This is a genomic window from Paenibacillus sp. 01L418, from assembly GCF_056400045.1.
Genome location: NZ_JBFTSN010000099.1, coordinates 1 through 17,802, shown reverse-complemented (window position 1 = coordinate 17,802; position 17,802 = coordinate 1). Strand labels below are relative to the sequence as shown.

The window sequence follows — 17,802 nt, the reverse complement described above, 5'->3', positions numbered from 1 at the left end:
GTATAGCCTTGTTCAAGAAGCAACTAAGCATGAACGGTTGTTCGTCATCCGCTCAATGACAAAATTTTATGCGATACCCGGCATTCGACTTGGATATATCGTTGGCATGCCTAGAACGATAAGCGGCTTGCGACGTTTGCAAATACCATGGAGCGTTAATTCTTTAGCRCAGCTGATTGGGGAAACGGTGCTGGATGAGAAGGATTATGCAGAGCGTACACTTGCTTGGTTAGAGCAGGAAAGACCTTGGCTCATGTCTGAGCTTGAGGCGATCGGCTTTGAAGTTAACCCAAGTGCGGCCAATTATTTGCTCATTCGGATTCCGAGCGATGCGGGTCTCAGTGCCAGCATGCTTCAGCTCGAGATGGGCAAGCAGGGGGTGCTTATTCGCGATGCTTCGAGATTTGCAGGGCTTGATCATACGTATATCCGGGTTGCTATTAAACTTCGGCATCAAAATGAACAGCTGATCGCTGCTTTTAAGCAATGCTTGAAATGGAATGAAAACCAAGGCGGATAAGGAAATTTGAACGAATTGCAAAGTTCCTATCCATTCCAAATTAAACTCATGCATAAGCTTCTGTGACAGCCAAAGGAGGGAAAGCAATGACACAGCCCTTTCGCAAAGATCAGCATTATTATCAATCACAGCTGTGGTGCGGCGTAAGCTTGCAGCTCCTTGAGGACCGCATTGAAGCAAGCAGCAATGTTCCTTTGTATGCGCTAAGCAGCGCGATTCATCCGGGCGGCTTTTCTTATACCAATCGTATTGTGAATTGGAAAGTTCCGCTTACTTATCAATGTGAAGATCCTGTTCTCGACATCATTAATCAATGTACGGAATGGGGCTGCGAACCAGAAGCTACTGTAGGATTATTAACAGCAGCGAAGCTGACACATGCATCCATCACTGAAATGGAAGGCGATCGGTTTAAGCTTATCTGCTGTACGACGGTAGGCACACGAAATGCAGCAAGATCTGGTATGCCGCGAAGTACCTTCTCTGCTTATTCTCCAGGAACGATCAATATTGTTATTTTAATCGATGGTCAAATGACTGAATCAGCTATGGTGAATGCGGTCATAACAGCAACTGAAGCAAAAACAGCAGCATTACAGCATTTAGGCATCGTTGAGATGGAAACAGGACAATCAGCTACGGGGACGACAACGGATGCCATTGTCGTAGCGGTTAGTCAAGCAGCAAGCTGGAATGCGGTTCATGCGTATGCTGGTGCAGCTACGACAATTGGGTGCGCGATTGGAGAAGCGGTCTATGAGACTGTACTAGAAGCAACACGAACGCAGTATGATGACTAAGGATTAACGACCTTCGCCATAATTTCTATAAGGAGGTATGCGAATTGGAATTTTGGATACGAAAAGCGACGATCGATGATCTTAAGCTTCTCTCTCAAATGAACAAAGAGCTTATCGAGGATGAAGGCAGCCGTAATCCAATGACTCTCGTGCAGCTTGAAGACAGATTTCTTGGATGGTTGTCAAGCGACTGGGAGATTGCATTGTTTGAGAAGGCTTCTGCTATTTTAGGTTATGCGGTATATCAAATCAGGGAAGATGATTTTTATCCAGAGGAGTCAAATGTTTATCTCAGACAGTACTACATCGCTCGACTGCATCGGAGCCATGGTTATGGAAGCGCAGTATTAAAACAATTAGTCCGCGACTCATTTCCTAGCGGTGCCAAAGTAACGATTGATGTGTTGGCCTCCAATCCGCGAGGGCAGCAATTTTGGACGAATTGTGGTTTTGAATCCTATTATACGAACATGCATCTTAAACAATGAAACAGCGTACTGCTTTTACTTTTGCCGACTACCGACTACGCCATGCCGGGAGACAAGATAACAATGGGGATGCTAATTGAAATTGTCTTTGAGTTTATTGCCGATTTATTTATAGCGGACGGAAACGGGAAATGAGAGAAGCTCAAACAGACAAAGTACGAGAGAAAGCTGCGAAAATGGGAAAAAGAATACGAATGGTTTGAGCATTTATCCGCAATCTAGATTTAAACCTGGAAGCAAGGCGCCAATTAGAGGGAATGCTCATTGATAAATATAAAAGAAGCAGCGGAATAAAATAGCGGAGTTACATTACAGCGATTGTGAAATCGTGTAAAATGATAAAGTTGAACAATCGGTCATAAGATCGATCGTGTGCCGCTTAGAACGGAGGAACATCCTTTGATTAAAATAGTAGGTTATACAAAACAAAAGCAATGGTTAACTGATTTAACGATAGAAGATCTAAACTCGCCTGAGCTTGACTGGTATTGGGTCGACTTTAGTAACCCGAAGGAAGAGGAGTGCAGACTACTCGATACCTTTTTTCATTTTCATCCGCTCGCTATTGAGGATTGCTACCATTTGCTTCAGCGGCCGAAAGTAGATCATTACGACGATATTCATTTTTTTGTGCTGCACGAAATTGAGCGTAAGACGTTGACCGTAAATGAAATCAATATGTTCATCGGTCCATCATTTATTGTTACGTTTCATTATGAGCGATCACCAGAGATTGAGGAAGCTCAAACTAAGCTATTATCTAGCACGAAGATCGGCGACAAAGGCCAGCTATATGCGGCATATCTCGTAATAGACAAGCTGGTTGATCAATATTTTCCTGCGGTTCATGAGCTGGAAGACCAGCTTCTTGACATGGAAATCGGAAGCGGCGACGAACAAAGTCAAACGGCGATGAGCGATATATTCAACATACGTTCTAGGCTGCTGCGTTTGCGCAAAACGATTGTCCCCATGCGTGATTTATTGTATCGTATAACGAATTCCGATCGCATTGACGGGCTGAAGCCTTATATGGCCTTTTATCATGATATTTATGATCATTTGCTCAAATTGACTGAAATGATGGATTCAAGTCGAGAGATGACGGCAGATCTTCGTGACAGCTTCATTTCCTTTAACTCCAATCGGATGAACTCCATTATGAAAACTCTTACCGTTATCACGACGATCTTCATGCCGCTCACTTTTTTGGCTGGTATTTATGGCATGAACTTTCGTAATATGCCTGAACTGGAGTGGACGTGGGGTTATTTTACTGTCATAACGATTATGCTCGTCATCGGGCTTGGCATGTATGCTTGGTTCCGAAGCAAAGGTTGGTTTAAATGAATGTTAAGGAGCTTGGAGAGCAATGGAAATGAAAGAACCTGCTCGGATGAGCAAAAAGCGGCTGTTCACCATAGTCGGCATTATGGCAGGCATTATGCTTGTACTCGTCGTGATGCTTTATTTAATGATTATTTCACTCGGAAATCGCAATGCGGTTAATCTCTCAAAGTCTGAGCAAGCATTGCATTACTCCTATTTTTCAAAGACTTCAACTAGTGGGGTAAAGCTGCACGTCCTGCAAACAAAGCCCGCCTATGTCACGCTTGAAACGATCAATACAAATGTTACCCTTACCGGGAAAGTCGGCATTAACGGCGGATTTTTTTATGGCAATCAGCTGTTAAGCATCGGGGTCGTAAATAGCATTCCGGTTAATAAGGAAATTGGCAATTTCGGAACGGGAAGCGAAAACGTAAAATATACGCGTGGCACACTCGTTTGGGATGGCGCTTCTGATTCATTAAGCGTTCAGGTTGCAAGCCAAGCGTCCGAGATAAAAGTGAAGGATCACACACGTTTCTGGGCACAAGGCGGTATTAGCATGAGCTTAGGCGATGATGCACATTGGATTGAGCAGTCGGTTAAGGAAAATGCGCCGTTCCCAGATGACAATCGCTTGCGATCGGCAGCGGTGTACGATCAAGCAGGGGCGTTATATTTAATTGTTAGTGAAACGAAAAACTCGCTTGCTGTATTTAGAGAAGCAATTATATCAAGCGTTGGCGATGGAAAGCTGGTTGACGGCATATTTCTAGATGGTGACGGGTCGTCCCAGCTTTTTGGCAGCAAGGCATCGTTGCCTGGAGATAACAGACCGGTTGTACAAATGATCCGGATCGTAAAATGAGTTGAGATAAGATAAGGAGCAATCAGCATGAATCAACAGCAATTGCCGATTGATCAGGTATTGCCGGAACTGCTATTGGCTCTGCAAAGCGGTGTGAATGCGGTGCTGATCGCAGAGCCGGGAGCCGGAAAGACGACACGAGTTCCGCTTGCGCTGCTTGATCAGCCATGGCTGGGAAGCAAAAAAATAATAATGCTTGAGCCGCGAAGACTCGCCGCACGTTCAGCCGCACAGTTTATGGCAAAATCGCTTGGCGAGCAGGCTGGTGAAACGGTTGGTTACCGGGTGAGATTAGATTCTCGCGTAAGTTCGCAAACACGTATTGAAGTGGTGACGGAAGGTATATTAACGCGTATGCTGCAGGAGGACCCCGCACTTGAGCAGGTTGGGGCGATCTTGTTTGATGAATACCATGAACGTCACTTGCATGGCGATCTTGGCTTAACGCTTTGCTTGCAATCACAGCAATTGCTGAGAGATGATTTACGCCTCGTTATTATGTCAGCAACGCTGGATGCAGAGCCGATTGCCGAGCTGCTTGAGGGTGCACCAATTATTAGCAGTGAAGGCCGGGTTTTCCCTGTTGAGACACAGTACATGAAAACAAAGCTTACGGGACCTATAGAGCCCCACATGGCACGAACGATTATGGAAGCGCTCCGTTCGTTTGATGGAGATGTATTAGCGTTTTTGCCAGGTGTTGCTGAGATACGCCGCACGGCCAGATGGTTAATGGAGAGCGGCGTATCTTCATTTGCTCGAGTAGAGGAACTGCATGGCAGCTTGCCGCTCGAGAAACAAGATGCGGCTGTTGCTCCATGTACTGATGGCGAACGCAAGGTTGTGCTTGCGACTTCCATTGCAGAATCAAGTCTGACCGTTGAAGGAGTTAAGGTTGTGGTAGACAGCGGCTTAATGCGAGTTCCCCGGTTTTCTCCAAGAACAGGCATGACTCGGCTGGAAACATTGCCGGTTTCGATCGCTTCCGCGGATCAGCGCCGAGGGAGAGCTGGACGGTTGGCTAAAGGTGCTTGTTATCGGTTATGGACAGAGCAAGAGCATGTTTATTTACCGAAACAGAGTACACCCGAGCTGCTTGAGGCAGATCTTGCTACCCTAGCCCTTGAGCTAGCCATTTGGGGAATAAAAGATCCGCTGGAGCTTAATTGGTTGACGCCGCCGCCTGCAGCTGCTTATGAGCAAGCGGTTGCTTTGCTGAAAGAGCTAAACGCAATAGACGGTGACAGTAAACCAACAGCCGCGGGAGTGAAAATGGCACAGTTTGGTTTGCATCCGCGGCTCGGTGCCATGATTTTGCAGGCTTCAGAGCTAGGTTCTGCACGACTCGCATGTGATGCAGCAGCTTTGCTAAGCGAACGTGATTTACTTCCACAGGAGCGCAATGTAGATGTGCAGCAACGGTTGGATTTGTTATATCAGCTGTCCGGAAAAGATGGCAAACTGCTGATGGGCGGCAGCTCCGAGCATCCCAGCAGAGGCGCAGTACGCCGAATTATCGCGCAAGCGGATCAATGGGAGCGGAAATTGTCAGCGCAAACCGCTGCCGAGACAGCTTTTGAAAAAACAGCTCAGCACAAGTCGCCTATTCCAATTGGCATTTTACTGGCATTTGCGTATCCGGACCGAATCGCTCAAAGGCGCAGCGATGGCCGATATTTATTAGCTAACGGCAGAGGAGCTGTACTGCCTGAACTTCAGCCGCTATCGCGTTCAGCTTATCTTGCTGCTTGCGAGCTCGATGATACAGGCTCCGAAAGCCGGATTCGGTTAGCGGCTGAACTTCATCTAAGCGATATCGAGCATTATCTAAGTGGCTATATAATAGCTGAAGAGGTCGTAGAGTGGGATGCTTCTGCACAAGCTGTTCGTGCAAGGAAACGATTGCGACTTGGCAGTATTGTGATGAAAGAAAGCATTCTTCAGAAACCGGATGAACAACTTGTTGCGGATGCTTTGATTTCTGCGATTCAGGAAACTGGATTTGTAATGCTGCCAATGAGCAAGCAAGCGCAGCAGTTGAAAGCAAGAATGAAGCTGATGGCGCTGGCTGGCGATGATTGGCCCGATGCTTCCGATGAAGCGCTGCTCGGCACGCTCGAAGAGTGGCTGAAGCCGCATCTATTTGGGATGAAGAGCCGTGCTGATTTACAGAAGCTCTCCATGCTTCAGCTGCTTGAAGGCAAGCTTAGCTGGAAGCAAAAACAGGAGCTTGATGAGCAGGTTCCTACCCATATCGTTGTGCCTAGCGGTTCTCGCATACCGATAGACTACAGTGATCCGGAGTCCCCTGTGCTCGCTGTAAGGCTACAGGAGCTATTCGGTCTAACGGATACACCACGACTAGCAAGGGGCAGGTTGCCGGTTACACTGCATCTTTTATCCCCTTCGCAGCGACCGGTTCAAGTGACTCGTGATTTGCGCAGCTTTTGGGAGAATACGTATTTCGAAGTAAAGAAGGATTTAAAAGGACGTTATCCAAAGCATTATTGGCCGGATGATCCTTACACAGCGATGCCGACGAATCGAGCGAAGCCGAGAAACACATAAGGGACTCAGCTGTTTCTGCCAAAGCACGAGAAATATCCCTATACTGAGAGGATGTGTGCCAAAGCAATGATCATTTATTTAGTCATACTATATTTGCTGTTTTTAAATATTTACACGTTTGCGCTTATGGGCTTTGATAAGAAAAGCGCTAAGAAGCAGCGCAGGCGTGTTCCCGAAAAACGATTGTTTTTGCTGAGTGCCATTGGCGGTGCAGGCGGAACATGGCTTGCGATGAAAAAATGGCGTCATAAAACAAAACATCGCTCGTTTACTGTAGGAATTCCTTTTCTGTTTGTCTTAAATATATTGCTCATTCTAGGAGCTGCCAAGCTTATTGGAATGACTGTAAACTCTTGATTGCTTTGAGAAGCCTTCCTATGGTATATTGGGGCTTCTCTTTTTTTTCTTGCACACCACAAACTTAGGAGGTAACTGACATGACCGTTCAAAGTGCCTATCAAGAAGAGCAGGATCGATTAACCGAGTCGCTGAATGATATTGTAAATCAGCTTCAAGAAATTGGTCCACGCTACAAAGGCGATGATTTCACAGAGCAAATGCTCGATTTACAGCAAGAGGAACGTAGACTTAGACTTGAAATATCGAAGCGTGAGCCTTATTTCGGCCGCATTGATTTTCAAGAGTTGCCAGTGGGTGAAACAAAACCCTTATATATTGGCAAAGCCGGCGTGGCAAAGCAAGGCAGCAATGAGCTGCTTGTCATCGATTGGCGTGCGCCAGCAGCAAGCTTGTTTTATTCCTTCACAGGCGGAGAAGCGCCAGCTTCTTATCAGTCGCCTGACGGAGAAATTGAAGGATATGTCCATTTAAAGCGAAATTTCATGATCCGCCAGGGAGAAATCATTCGTCTGGTTGATAGTTTTGTACGCGGCCAAGAAGAAGGCTCGGTAACGGATGAATTCCTTTTGTATCGCTTAGGTGAGAACAAGGATAATAAGCTGCGTGATATCGTTTCTACGATTCAAGGCGAGCAAGACCGTATTATTCGTGCGGATCGTAACAAAGCGTTGTTTATACAGGGCGTCGCGGGAAGCGGTAAAACGACCGTTGCGCTGCATAGACTTGCTTACTTGCTTTATCAGTACGCCGATCGGATGCGAGCGGAGCGTATGATCATCTTTGCACCTAACCGAATGTTCCTAGACTACATATCCGGTGTATTGCCAGAGCTAGGCGTGGGTGATATTCAGCAAACGACATTCAGTGACTGGTCTCTTGAGCTGCTGGAGAAAACAGTAACCGTCAGCGATCCTTCCGATACGATGGCTTATTGGTTCGAAGAACGCAGAACCGCTTCAGAAGTGGAGAATGCATCCGGACGTTTTAAAGGGAATCTCGATTTTAAAGCAATTATTGATGAGCGGATCGCTAACTTTGAGCAACGAATTGTGCCAACGACATCTTTTATGCCAATTGACGGGCTTGAGTTGCCGCCAGAGCAAATCCGCGAGTGGTATGATACCGATTATGGCGAAGAGACGCTCATGAAGAAACGAGATCGACTGGTTAGTCGGATTCGTCGCTGGATGGAGTCCGAGCTGAAGATGAAGCGGATTGTTGATAAAAAAATAAGAGCGAAGGCGCTCACTAAGTTTAATAGCTACACCAAAAAAATTCCGGCCTATACCTCTTTACAGCTATATGCCTCGTTATTCAGCGGAAAACAGCTTGAGAGCCGTATTCCTAAGGTTATCGCAGCTGCAACTGCCGAACGATTAAAGAAAGAAATGGCTGCTGCGGAGGATTTGGCACCGCTCGCCTATATCCAGCTTCAGCTATTTGGATTGCCGAAGCAGTTTTTCGATCATATCGTTATAGATGAAGCGCAGGATTATTCTCCATTTCAGCTGGAAGTACTGCGGCTGTGTCAAAGAACAGCATCGATGACCGTGCTAGGCGATTTGCAGCAAGGTATTCATGCCTACGCAGGCGTACAAAGCTGGACAGAGCTTACCGCTTTGTTTAATGAAGAGCAAATTGACTTTTATGAGCTCAATCGAAGCTATCGTTCGACAATGGAAATTATCGAATTTGCCAACAAAATTTTAGGAAGCATGATCGGTGAAGTCAAACCTGCGGTGCCTGTTTTCCGAAGCGGAGATGCCGTTCTTGCAGTGCCAGTTGAAAACGATAATTGGTTAGCTTCCATTGAAGGTACTATCCGTGAATGGAAATCGAAGGCAGAATATGAGACGATTTCTGTCATTGGCCGTACAGCGATTGAATGCGAAGAAGTTTATAACTTCTTGATTAAGCAAGGTTTGGACGCTTCGTTAGTGCAGAGCAAGCAGCCTGCATATGGCGGCGGCCTGTCTGTAGTACCTGTCTACTTGTCTAAAGGTTTGGAATTCGATGCCGTGCTTGTAGCAGATGCGAGCAAGGAAGCTTATTCTGAGCTTGATGCGAAGCTATTGTACGTCGGATGCACGCGCGCCTTGCATAAGCTTAAGCTGTTTTATCGCGGAAAACTCACATTACTGCTGGGCGACGAAGCTTAATTTCGATATAATAGGCAGCAACATAACGTCTATCCGGAGGCTACTTATTTATGAACTGGGACGAATGGCTGCCGCCAGTATGGCTCTCTTTGAGAGTATCTATTATTGCTAGCATTATCGTTGCCATTATTGGAATTCTCGTAGCACGCTTCATGTCACGGCATTCTTTTAAAGGCAAAAGTATCATAGAAACCTTCTTCATGCTTCCGCTGGTCCTGCCCCCAACCGTCGTTGGGTTCATTCTTCTCATAACGCTTGGACGAGGGAGCTGGATCGGTAAAGCATACGAGTGGTTATTTGCTCAACCTATCGTTTTCTCATGGATCGCCGCGGTTATCGCGGCGGTCATTGTTGCGTTTCCGCTCGTTTATCAGACGATGAAGGTTGGTTTTCTTTCCGTCGATCGCCATCTTGAGGATTCTGCACGTTCAGCAGGAGCCAGTGAGCTGCAGGTGCTGAGATATATCACGCTGCCGCTTGCTAAACGATCACTTACTACGGCATACTTGCTAGGATTTGCTAGAGGCCTTGGCGAGTTTGGCGCAACCTTGATGATTGCAGGAAATATACCAGGTCGAACGCAGACAGTACCTACTGCTATTTACATCGCTGTTGAGACGGGTGAAATGGGAATGGCTTGGGCTTGGACGATAGCTATTATTTCGTTCTCTTTTGTCATGCTGCTGTTTACAGGGCGCAAATTGGAACAATAATGTGAAGGACGAATCCGAATCCAGTTTTTCTGCGTATTACTTGCGGAGAAGGAGCGTGCCCGAAGATGCCTACTGTCATGGATTCACCAGAACATTTGAAATCTGCTTTGCTTGAAATAGAGAAATGGGAAAAAGAACAGAAGGATTTATGGTTTTGGGAAAAGCTTGGGCGTTTGCCATTTATGCTGCTCGACAAAATTACTCCAAAGTTTATACAGGAAAAACTTGGACTTGCAGTGGATGAGATCGGAAGCTATATTCAAAATGGCGGGAAATATTTGATTTCGGAGCGTTCGGTTATTGATAAACTGCATCATAATGCGGCTCAGAACGATGTGCTTCTTGGAGCCGATCATGAAGAGACGACCATTAACGATGTGGCTAATATGCCGTTGTCTATTTTAAACTTAACTGCTGAGCAATTGGCATCCAGTCGTTCGAAAATGGCCACGCTTCAAGGGGCAACGACAGGAATTGGCGGCATTTTTACATTAGCGATCGATATTCCAGCAATACTCGGCTTATCGCTGAAGATCATTCAAGAAATTGCGATTTGCTATGGATTTGATCCAAAAAGCAAGGAAGAACGTGTATTTGCAGTTAAAGTAATGCAATTTGCTTCTTCAGATATTGTAGGGAAAAAAGCGATACTTGATGAGCTCAGTGCTTATGAGGAAATGAACCGAAGCAATCAAATGCTGTCGCAGCTGCAGGGCTGGAGTGAAGTGGTTGCTGTTTATCGGGACAATTTTGGCTGGAAGAAGCTATTTCAAATGATACCTGTGGCAGGCATGTTATTCGGAGCGTTCATCAATCGGGGCATGCTGAATGATGTTGCAGAAGCAGCCACCATGCTGTATCGAAAACGCAGAGTATTGATAAAGCTGGGGGAAAATGAGGCGAAAGCATAATGACGACGAGCAGCATGAGAAAGACCATAGCCGAGCAAGCGATTGCTTTCCTAGGTGAAGCGTATTATGAGCTTGGAAAAACCGAAGAAGAAGCGAAGCGGCGAATTGATGAAGTGCTGAAGCAATTAGAGGATACTGGTTATTATACACATACGTATGAAGAGCTAAGGCATGGTGCAAAGATGGCGTGGCGGAATAATAACCGCTGTATCGGTCGATTGTTTTGGCAGACGCTGGAAGTATTCGATGCACGCGATATAGTGGATGAGCAAGACGCCGCAAAACGAATCTTCCAACATATGAGCTATGCAACAAATGGAGGTAGGATTAGGCCTGCTATTACGATTTTTCCGGCCAGCCACTCCCAAAATAACGTAAGAATTTGGAATCATCAGCTCGTACGTTATGCAGGTTACAGCGAAGGGGAAGCTTTTATTGGCGATCCTGCCTCCGCAGCCTTTACAGCTGTTTGTGAGAAGCTGGGCTGGAAGGGGGAAGGTACTCGATTTGACGTGCTTCCGCTAGTTATTTCGCTATTAGGGAAATCGCCTAAATGGTATGAGCTGCCTAAAGAAAACGTGCTAGAGGTTGCGTTGACGCATCCTGAAAATCAGGAGTTCGAGCAGCTTGCATTGCAGTGGTACGCCGTTCCTTTTATATCCGATATGGAGCTTGAAATAGGTGGGATTTTGTATAAGGCTGCTCCTTTTAATGGATGGTACATGGGTACAGAAATCGGAGCGAGAAACCTGTCGGACACGAGTCGCTATAATCAGCTGCCGAATGTTTCAAAGCTTTTTCAATTTGATATGTCAACGAATACTTCGTTATGGAAGGACCGTGCTTTAACGGAGCTTAATGTAGCTGTACTGCATTCATTCAAAAAGCAGGGCGTCAGCATTGTTGACCATCATACAGCATCGGAGCAGTTTCTACGTTTTGAGAAGCAAGAGCAGGAGCAGGGTAGAGCTGTGACCGGTCGTTGGTCATGGCTTATACCGCCAATGTCACCCGCTACAACGGGCATATGGCATCGCAGCTTTGATGATGCGGAACGAACGCCTGCTTATCGAGCGCAAGCTGCTCCATATTAAGGAAATAATGTATGAAATGTAGTAAGATAAATAGAGGAATGTTAGTTCATGAATTGGGCTAATCTCCTCTATTTTTTTATTTTAAGCATGTGAAGTCGAATTTTGAGATGAACTTGCTTTTGCAGAGAAAATTATGAATGCCTGATTGTTTTAATAGGAGACTAAAAAAATAAGGAGGCTCTTTATGGGAAAATTTATTAGCCATGTACAGATTCCAGTGAAAAACTTGGAGGATGCAGCTTTATGGTATATTACCAATCTCGATTGTACGTTACATGCTAATTTCGGTGAATTTGCTATTATAGGCTTTAAGGGAGATAAAACACATATCTTTTTATGGCAGTCTTCAGATAAGGAATCATCAACGTTTACAGTTAACGGCGAACCGTTTCCGAGCATTGGTTTTCAGGTAGAGGATATGGATGAGCTTTGCAGAAAGCTATCTGAAGCTGGCGTCGAGGTACATGGTGACCCAAAAGCACCGCCAGGCGAGGAAGGAAGAAGATTTTTGAAATTTTTTGATCCCGATGGCAATATGTTGGTCGCACATACTATCTAGGAATGTTAATTTTAGTAAACTGTAATCAACTGAGAGACTTTTATTAGCTGACGTTAAACGATATAAGAATCATACATAAGGATGAGCAGGCATTGGGGTGTCTTGCACATTTTATTTTAGGTAAACCAAGAAAAGGGGGTATGTGATGAGATTCAAAATGCTGCTTCTTTTGGCGATATTTCTTATCCTTTCAAGTTGCCTTAAACTCGGCTACAAATCGATAGATGAAGCTATGAAACACGCTGGAATACAATCCAAACAAATTTATCATCAATATGAAGTGGAAAAAGGAGTCATTTTATTTTATGAAAATCCAAGCGGAGGCATAGATGCTGGTATTGTTTATAATGAGGGAAATAGGTATAAATGGGGCTTCGGCGGCGGTACGGTGCCGTTTTCTTCGGAGAGGGATGTTGACTGGGGATGGGTTAACCTTGATAACAATGCAAAAAAAGAAGATAAGCAGTACCAGCTTTATTATGGCATTATAAATGAACAGTCGATTGCCAGACTTCATATCGAAGATAAAGGTACAAACAAACATATTGATAAAGATGCAGAAATAGTGGAGCTACAAAATGGGACTAAGCTATGGTTTGCTTTGCAAGATCGTTATAGCGAGGTTTATCCTGGTTTCATATTGAATGGATTTAATGTAGACAACAAAAATGTATTTCATTTTGAGTGATTGGCAACCATTTTTTTGTGCATATGGGTAATTAATTCGAACGAATCTTAGCAGGAGATCCTCAAAAATTACGCAACATAAAATTATTAACATACGTCGAAGTAGATGTGTGTACTTTTAATTTGAATGTTAGAGAGGCAGGGGTTCTTGTGCAAAAGTTTGTCTGCTTGGTATTGTTTATTACGGTTTGTATATCTGGTTGTTCCACAAAGTCTGATCCCGCAGCATCAAACCGAACTTCCGTAAATACTGTAGTTGAAGAAAATTTGCCATTTGCACAATTGCCAGTGAATGAAATAAAGGAAATTGTTATCATAGAACCTGATGGCATAGATTTAGAGCCAATGCCTAAACCATTAGCGACTCTTACCGAGAAAAATGAATTTCAAGCATTTTCAGAAGCAATAAAAGATGCGGTTAGAGCTACAGGGGAGGTTGTTGCTATCGGACCGAACTACGACATTGTCGTAAAATATTCATCCTCAGAGCAACGTTTTCGATACTGGAATAGCAAACCTCTAAAAATGATTACAGATCTTGAAGTACAAAAGTCATATTTCTTAAGTGAAGAAGCAATCAATCAAATTGATGAGTTAATCAACAAGCGGCTGACAAACTCTGTAAAGGATTAGGTAAACAATGATCTGAACAATTAACTGAACGAGGCAGCCGGTAGGATGACAGCCTTCCCGTGCTACTTTGAGGTTATTTTAAAGGGAAGATGGAGGCATTACAAAGGTGCGGAAAAATATGAATATCGTACTAATCGGTATGTCAGGAGCGGGTAAAAGCACTTTAGGTGTATTGCTTGCAAAAGCTTTAGGAATGGATTTCATCGATACAGATCTTATTATTCAACAACTAGAAGGTAGGTTGCTGCAAGAAATAATTGATCATGAGGGTATCGAMAAATTTATGGAAATCGAAGAGAAAATCGTTTCTGAACTGGAACTGAATAATTGTGTGATTTCTACAGGTGGAAGTGTTATCTATTCAAATAAAGCTATGAATGCCCTGAAACAGGTTGGGCAGATTGTGTATTTACATGTCCCATATGAAGAAATTCAAAAGCGACTCATAAACATAACAACCAGAGGGATTGTAATGAAGAAAGGAAATAGCCTGAAGGACGTTTATGAGGAAAGATTGCCGCTATACATGAATTATAGTGATATAACTTTTGATTGCTCAAATAAGGATATCGAACGTTGTGTTAGTGAAATTATAGAGAGCATGCAGGAATAAAGGAGCGAAAAAGCGCACCTAATGTATAACATTTATTACATAATTAATCGTGTAAGGGGAGTAGAAACAGCTTGAGGCCGTACGGGAGAATCATATTCATCTCATTTCGGGCCATGCTGAAGATGATTGCTATATCGTATTTTTAAGCTCTTTYGCCTGCATATCCAGCTGTCGCGCCGCTTCTCCGATGCTGATGAATTCATCGACAGCCCGTTGAATGCGCAGCTGACTTTCCGCAACGACCTCTTGTGAGAGTTTGGTGCCGTTTACGACCTCATGAACATGGTTTACGATATCTTCTACATACCCATTTACTTCTTTGGTTGCTTCCTGGACTTGACCAGCCAGCTTGCGCACCTCTATCGCGACCACATTGAAGCCCCGGCCATGCTCACCGGCATGTGCAGCTTCGATTGCCGCATTTAAAGATAAAATATTCGTTTGCGAAGCAATATCGCGGATGGTACGAACGATTTTACGAATGAAGCTTGTTTGTTGTTCCAGAAGGTGGAGAACAGTCATATTATCGCTTGCACCTACAGCCACTCTTTCAATTGCCGCTTCCACTTCTTGGCTGTGTGATATCCCTTCTTGGGCACGGCCGAGCAGCTCCTCGGACATTTTCAGCAAATTCTCTGTCATCTGAGAAGTAGCCTGCTCGCGGGCATTAATATCGGTTGCCATTTTTAAAATCGCAATGACTCTGCCTTCTTCGTCCCTGACCGGCATGTAAGTGGCCTCCAGCCAGATTGCATTTCCGGTTTTTGTAATCCGCAAAATTTTATTCTGAAAGGGTAGTCCATTGCGCAAGTCTTCCCAGAGTTTGGCATACGCAGTGCTATTCACAAATTGTTGCGAACAAAATTGCTTATGCAGCATGCCTGGCATTTCTGAGGAGTGATATCCCATAGCTTGCGCAAAATTTTCGTTTGCCCATAAAACCTTCCCTTGAACATCGAATTCGATCATGGCGAGCGACTGCTCAATAGCTGTAAGAACAGCTCGCTTGTCCAATACCTGGGTAGTCATATGTAGCATGGTGTTACGTTCTGTCATGTCGAGATTCTCCTTCATTCGTTCGAATGCTTATAGTAAGCAAAAATAGCCTTCACAACATTCTACAAACATTGTACATGTTGTGCAAGATATTATTATCAAGGGTTTGAAATACACTTGGAACATGTTTGAAATTCTATCAGATTCAGTTGAGAGATTAATGTGATTGGTTCTCTCATCTGATGTCGCGAAGAGGCGAGATATGCTATTCTAAGTAGATGACATCAGCTTGTTTGGAGGAATTATAAACGTGGATTTTAATATGCAATATTTATCCTTTTTCGTTATTCATACCGATGGTGAAGAGAGTGCCACATCATCAGGAAAACGGTTTAAACATTATCAGACTTTAGAAGAGGACACATATGAAGATAGTGAAATTCAAAGGTTTTTGGATGATGAATTTAAACGGATCGTCAAAAGAAAAGTAGAGCGCAATCCTAACTCAGCAGGCGCGCCAACGAAGATTGGACGATTTATGGTTGAGCCCGGTTATGAACTCGGCAGCAATCAGAACTACAATTTATTTCAGCGGCTGCGTGACGCGGATTCCAAGGAGCGCTTTATCGGCATTGCCGACGAGCTCGTTCGAATCTACATGGATACGAGTGCAGTAAGAGGAGGCGCATTTATTATTGCGTTATCCAAGCTTAATACGTATTTCGATGAGCCGTTTTTATTTTTGCTGAAATGTGATTTTGAGCCTAAGATTGCTCGTATTTCGGATGAAAAAAGCCTAATCTCCCAGGTGGAGATGGCGATATCTGCTCGCAGCATCAAATCGATTCAGTATCCGCATATGCCAGAGGAGGGCATGCTAGAGCATTGGGAGCTAAAAATTCATCAGGCGTCGCACGCTCGATATTTTGAAGATTTCTTAAAATATGTTTCTTATGAGAAGCCTTTGCCTGAGGTCATGGGTGAGCAAGTGGTGGAGATGGTTCATCAATATATTGCGGATAAGTGGCAAGAGGATGAAAGCTCGGAGCGCCGCGAGGAAGAAAATGCGGTTGAGGTGTGGGCGGCAAGTGAGAAGCGCGACCTTCAGGAGTGGTGGACGCCGGAGCAGGTAGGAGTTGCAGCAGCGGCATTAGTAGAGCAGAAGCCGGATTTACCTTTTACATTTAAACTAGGCGACGTTACAGTAAAAGGACTGCTTGCTGACTTTGGCGACAGCATCCATTTTGCCAAGCATAACGGACGTTACGTCGTCGTAATTGAAGGGGATTCCTTCCAATTCGATAAAGGCATGTCGCCGGTTGAGCTCGTCCAGCCGCTTGATCTGGTTGATGTTATGCCGCGTATCGGAAGCAAGAAGCCTGCTGAGGATGCGGATTCCGGATATAGCTACACCCCTGCTGGAGAAGGCTCAGGCAATAACGATGATGTTCCATGGTAAGTCATCTAGTACGTATGAAATTTCACTTTGAAGGAGAGGATATTTAAGTGGACAACTTATTTTTTATAGAAATAGGCATGGGATGCGATCTACACGGTCAAAATATTACAAAGGCATCGGTGCGCGCGGTACAAAACGCGATTCATCATAACTCGATGCCCGGACTGCGATCCGTACTGCCAGGAGGAACGCTTGATAACATGAAGGTGCGGGTAAGGCTTGCACTTCCTTGTGATCATGAGCTTCTTGACGTTGAGCAGGTGAAAGCAGTGCTGCCGTATGGACAAGTGACTGTAGAAGTCATACACGGCGGCATGCTGACGACTAGCGGTGTAGTACTGCCGGACAAAGATGATAAAAACGATTTGATTTACATCGTTAATGCATCGGTTGAGGTGGGCTACTAGTAGCATCTCCATTGCAAAAGGGAGAAGACGATGGTTTTAAAGCTTGCACTATTCGTATTATTGCTCGTATTTACAGCTTTTTTTGTCGCGACTGAATTTGCAATTATTCGTATGCGATCAAGCCGCGTCAATCAGATGGTAGCAGAGGGCATGAAAAATGCTAGAGCGGTTGAGCAGGTAACGAGCAAGCTTGACGGTTATTTATCTGCCTGCCAGCTCGGCATTACGATTACGGCGCTTGGTCTCGGATGGTTGGGAGAACCAACGATTGAGCTTATATTGCACCCGTTATTTGATCGGATACATGTCGAGGGCGAGCTGAGCTCGGTGCTTTCGTTTGTCATTTCCTTCATCATTGTAACGTACTTGCATGTCGTGCTAGGAGAACTTGCTCCCAAAACGTTAGCTATCATTAAATCGGAAGAAGTCAGTCAGTTTACAGCTCCGATTATCATCGTTTTTTATAAGGTGATGTATCCGTTTATTTGGCTTCTCAACGGATCTGCGAACTCCTTGGTAAGATTGCTGGGCTTAAAGCCAGCGAATGAGCATGAGGCTCATTCCGAAGAGGAAATCCGCATCATTTTGTCGGAAAGCTATGAGAGCGGAAAAATTAATAAAAGTGAGTATGGCTATGT

General features: G+C 44.6%; 19 protein-coding genes. 18 read left to right on the top strand and 1 reads right to left on the bottom strand.

Annotated features, from left to right (window positions below):
* The 15 genes from AC1DSE_RS14540 to AC1DSE_RS14470 all read left to right on the top strand — a co-directional run.
* Positions 1-520: aminotransferase class I/II-fold pyridoxal phosphate-dependent enzyme (locus AC1DSE_RS14540; RefSeq protein WP_477527818.1), on the top strand; the 520-nt coding region annotated here is incomplete at its 5' end.
* Between the two features lie 86 nt (positions 521-606).
* Positions 607-1,320, top strand: a complete 714-nt coding sequence (locus tag AC1DSE_RS14535) for an adenosylcobinamide amidohydrolase (protein ID WP_477512724.1) — start codon at positions 607-609, stop codon at positions 1,318-1,320.
* 44 nt (positions 1,321-1,364) lie between these two features.
* Positions 1,365-1,808, top strand: coding sequence for an N-acetyltransferase family protein (locus tag AC1DSE_RS14530; protein WP_477512725.1), 444 nt, complete (start codon positions 1,365-1,367; stop codon positions 1,806-1,808).
* Positions 1,809-2,207: 399 nt separating this feature from the next.
* Positions 2,208-3,158 (top strand): magnesium/cobalt transporter CorA, encoded by a 951-nt coding sequence (gene corA, locus AC1DSE_RS14525; RefSeq protein ID WP_477512726.1) that lies wholly within the window; start codon positions 2,208-2,210, stop codon positions 3,156-3,158.
* Positions 3,159-3,180: 22 nt separating this feature from the next.
* Positions 3,181-4,005 carry a hypothetical protein gene (locus tag AC1DSE_RS14520; protein WP_477512727.1) on the top strand — a complete coding sequence of 275 codons (825 nt, stop codon included), beginning with the start codon at positions 3,181-3,183 and terminating at the stop codon, positions 4,003-4,005.
* Between the two features lie 27 nt (positions 4,006-4,032).
* A complete protein-coding gene (gene hrpB / locus AC1DSE_RS14515) occupies positions 4,033-6,573 on the top strand; it encodes an ATP-dependent helicase HrpB (protein WP_477512728.1) in 2,541 nt (846 codons plus the stop codon).
* 66 nt (positions 6,574-6,639) lie between these two features.
* Complete coding sequence (locus AC1DSE_RS14510; protein WP_477512729.1) at positions 6,640-6,930, top strand: DUF1294 domain-containing protein; 291 nt, start codon at positions 6,640-6,642, stop codon at positions 6,928-6,930.
* Positions 6,931-7,010: 80 nt separating this feature from the next.
* Positions 7,011-9,092, top strand: a complete 2,082-nt coding sequence (locus tag AC1DSE_RS14505) for a HelD family protein (RefSeq protein ID WP_477527817.1) — start codon at positions 7,011-7,013, stop codon at positions 9,090-9,092.
* A gap of 50 nt (positions 9,093-9,142) precedes the next feature.
* Positions 9,143-9,805, top strand: coding sequence for a molybdate ABC transporter permease subunit (gene modB / locus AC1DSE_RS14500; RefSeq protein WP_477512731.1), 663 nt, complete (start codon positions 9,143-9,145; stop codon positions 9,803-9,805).
* Positions 9,806-9,870: 65 nt separating this feature from the next.
* On the top strand, positions 9,871-10,716 hold the full coding sequence (locus AC1DSE_RS14495; protein ID WP_477512732.1) for an EcsC family protein: 846 nt from the start codon (positions 9,871-9,873) through the stop codon (positions 10,714-10,716).
* On the top strand, positions 10,716-11,810 hold the full coding sequence (locus AC1DSE_RS14490) for a nitric oxide synthase oxygenase (protein ID WP_477512733.1): 1,095 nt from the start codon (positions 10,716-10,718) through the stop codon (positions 11,808-11,810). Before AC1DSE_RS14495 ends, AC1DSE_RS14490 begins: the two co-directional genes overlap by 1 nt.
* Positions 11,811-11,994: 184 nt before the next feature.
* The gene (locus tag AC1DSE_RS14485; RefSeq protein ID WP_477512734.1) at positions 11,995-12,369 is read left to right on the top strand and encodes a VOC family protein; all 375 of its coding nucleotides are present in this window, start codon (positions 11,995-11,997) and stop codon (positions 12,367-12,369) included.
* A 145-nt stretch (positions 12,370-12,514) separates the two neighbouring features.
* A complete protein-coding gene (locus AC1DSE_RS14480) occupies positions 12,515-13,057 on the top strand; it encodes a hypothetical protein (protein ID WP_477512735.1) in 543 nt (180 codons plus the stop codon).
* A 149-nt stretch (positions 13,058-13,206) separates the two neighbouring features.
* Entirely contained in the window at positions 13,207-13,689 is a 483-nt protein-coding gene (locus AC1DSE_RS14475) for a YhfM domain-containing protein (RefSeq protein ID WP_477512736.1), read from the top strand.
* 118 nt (positions 13,690-13,807) lie between these two features.
* Positions 13,808-14,302 (top strand): shikimate kinase, encoded by a 495-nt coding sequence (locus AC1DSE_RS14470; protein WP_477527816.1) that lies wholly within the window; start codon positions 13,808-13,810, stop codon positions 14,300-14,302.
* A 129-nt stretch (positions 14,303-14,431) separates the two neighbouring features.
* On the opposite strand, the gene AC1DSE_RS14465 is transcribed toward AC1DSE_RS14470, so the two are convergent.
* A complete protein-coding gene (locus AC1DSE_RS14465; protein WP_477512738.1) occupies positions 14,432-15,358 on the bottom strand; it encodes a methyl-accepting chemotaxis protein in 927 nt (308 codons plus the stop codon).
* Positions 15,359-15,608: 250 nt separating this feature from the next.
* Between AC1DSE_RS14465 and AC1DSE_RS14460 the strand changes: the two genes are divergently transcribed.
* The 3 genes from AC1DSE_RS14460 to AC1DSE_RS14450 all read left to right on the top strand — a co-directional run.
* Positions 15,609-16,757 carry a DUF3900 domain-containing protein gene (locus tag AC1DSE_RS14460; RefSeq protein ID WP_477512739.1) on the top strand — a complete coding sequence of 383 codons (1,149 nt, stop codon included), beginning with the start codon at positions 15,609-15,611 and terminating at the stop codon, positions 16,755-16,757.
* Between the two features lie 47 nt (positions 16,758-16,804).
* Positions 16,805-17,164 (top strand): Lin0512 family protein, encoded by a 360-nt coding sequence (locus tag AC1DSE_RS14455; protein ID WP_076269289.1) that lies wholly within the window; start codon positions 16,805-16,807, stop codon positions 17,162-17,164.
* Positions 17,165-17,194: 30 nt separating this feature from the next.
* A partial coding sequence (locus AC1DSE_RS14450; RefSeq protein ID WP_477527815.1) for a hemolysin family protein occupies positions 17,195-17,802 on the top strand: 608 nt, incomplete at its 3' end.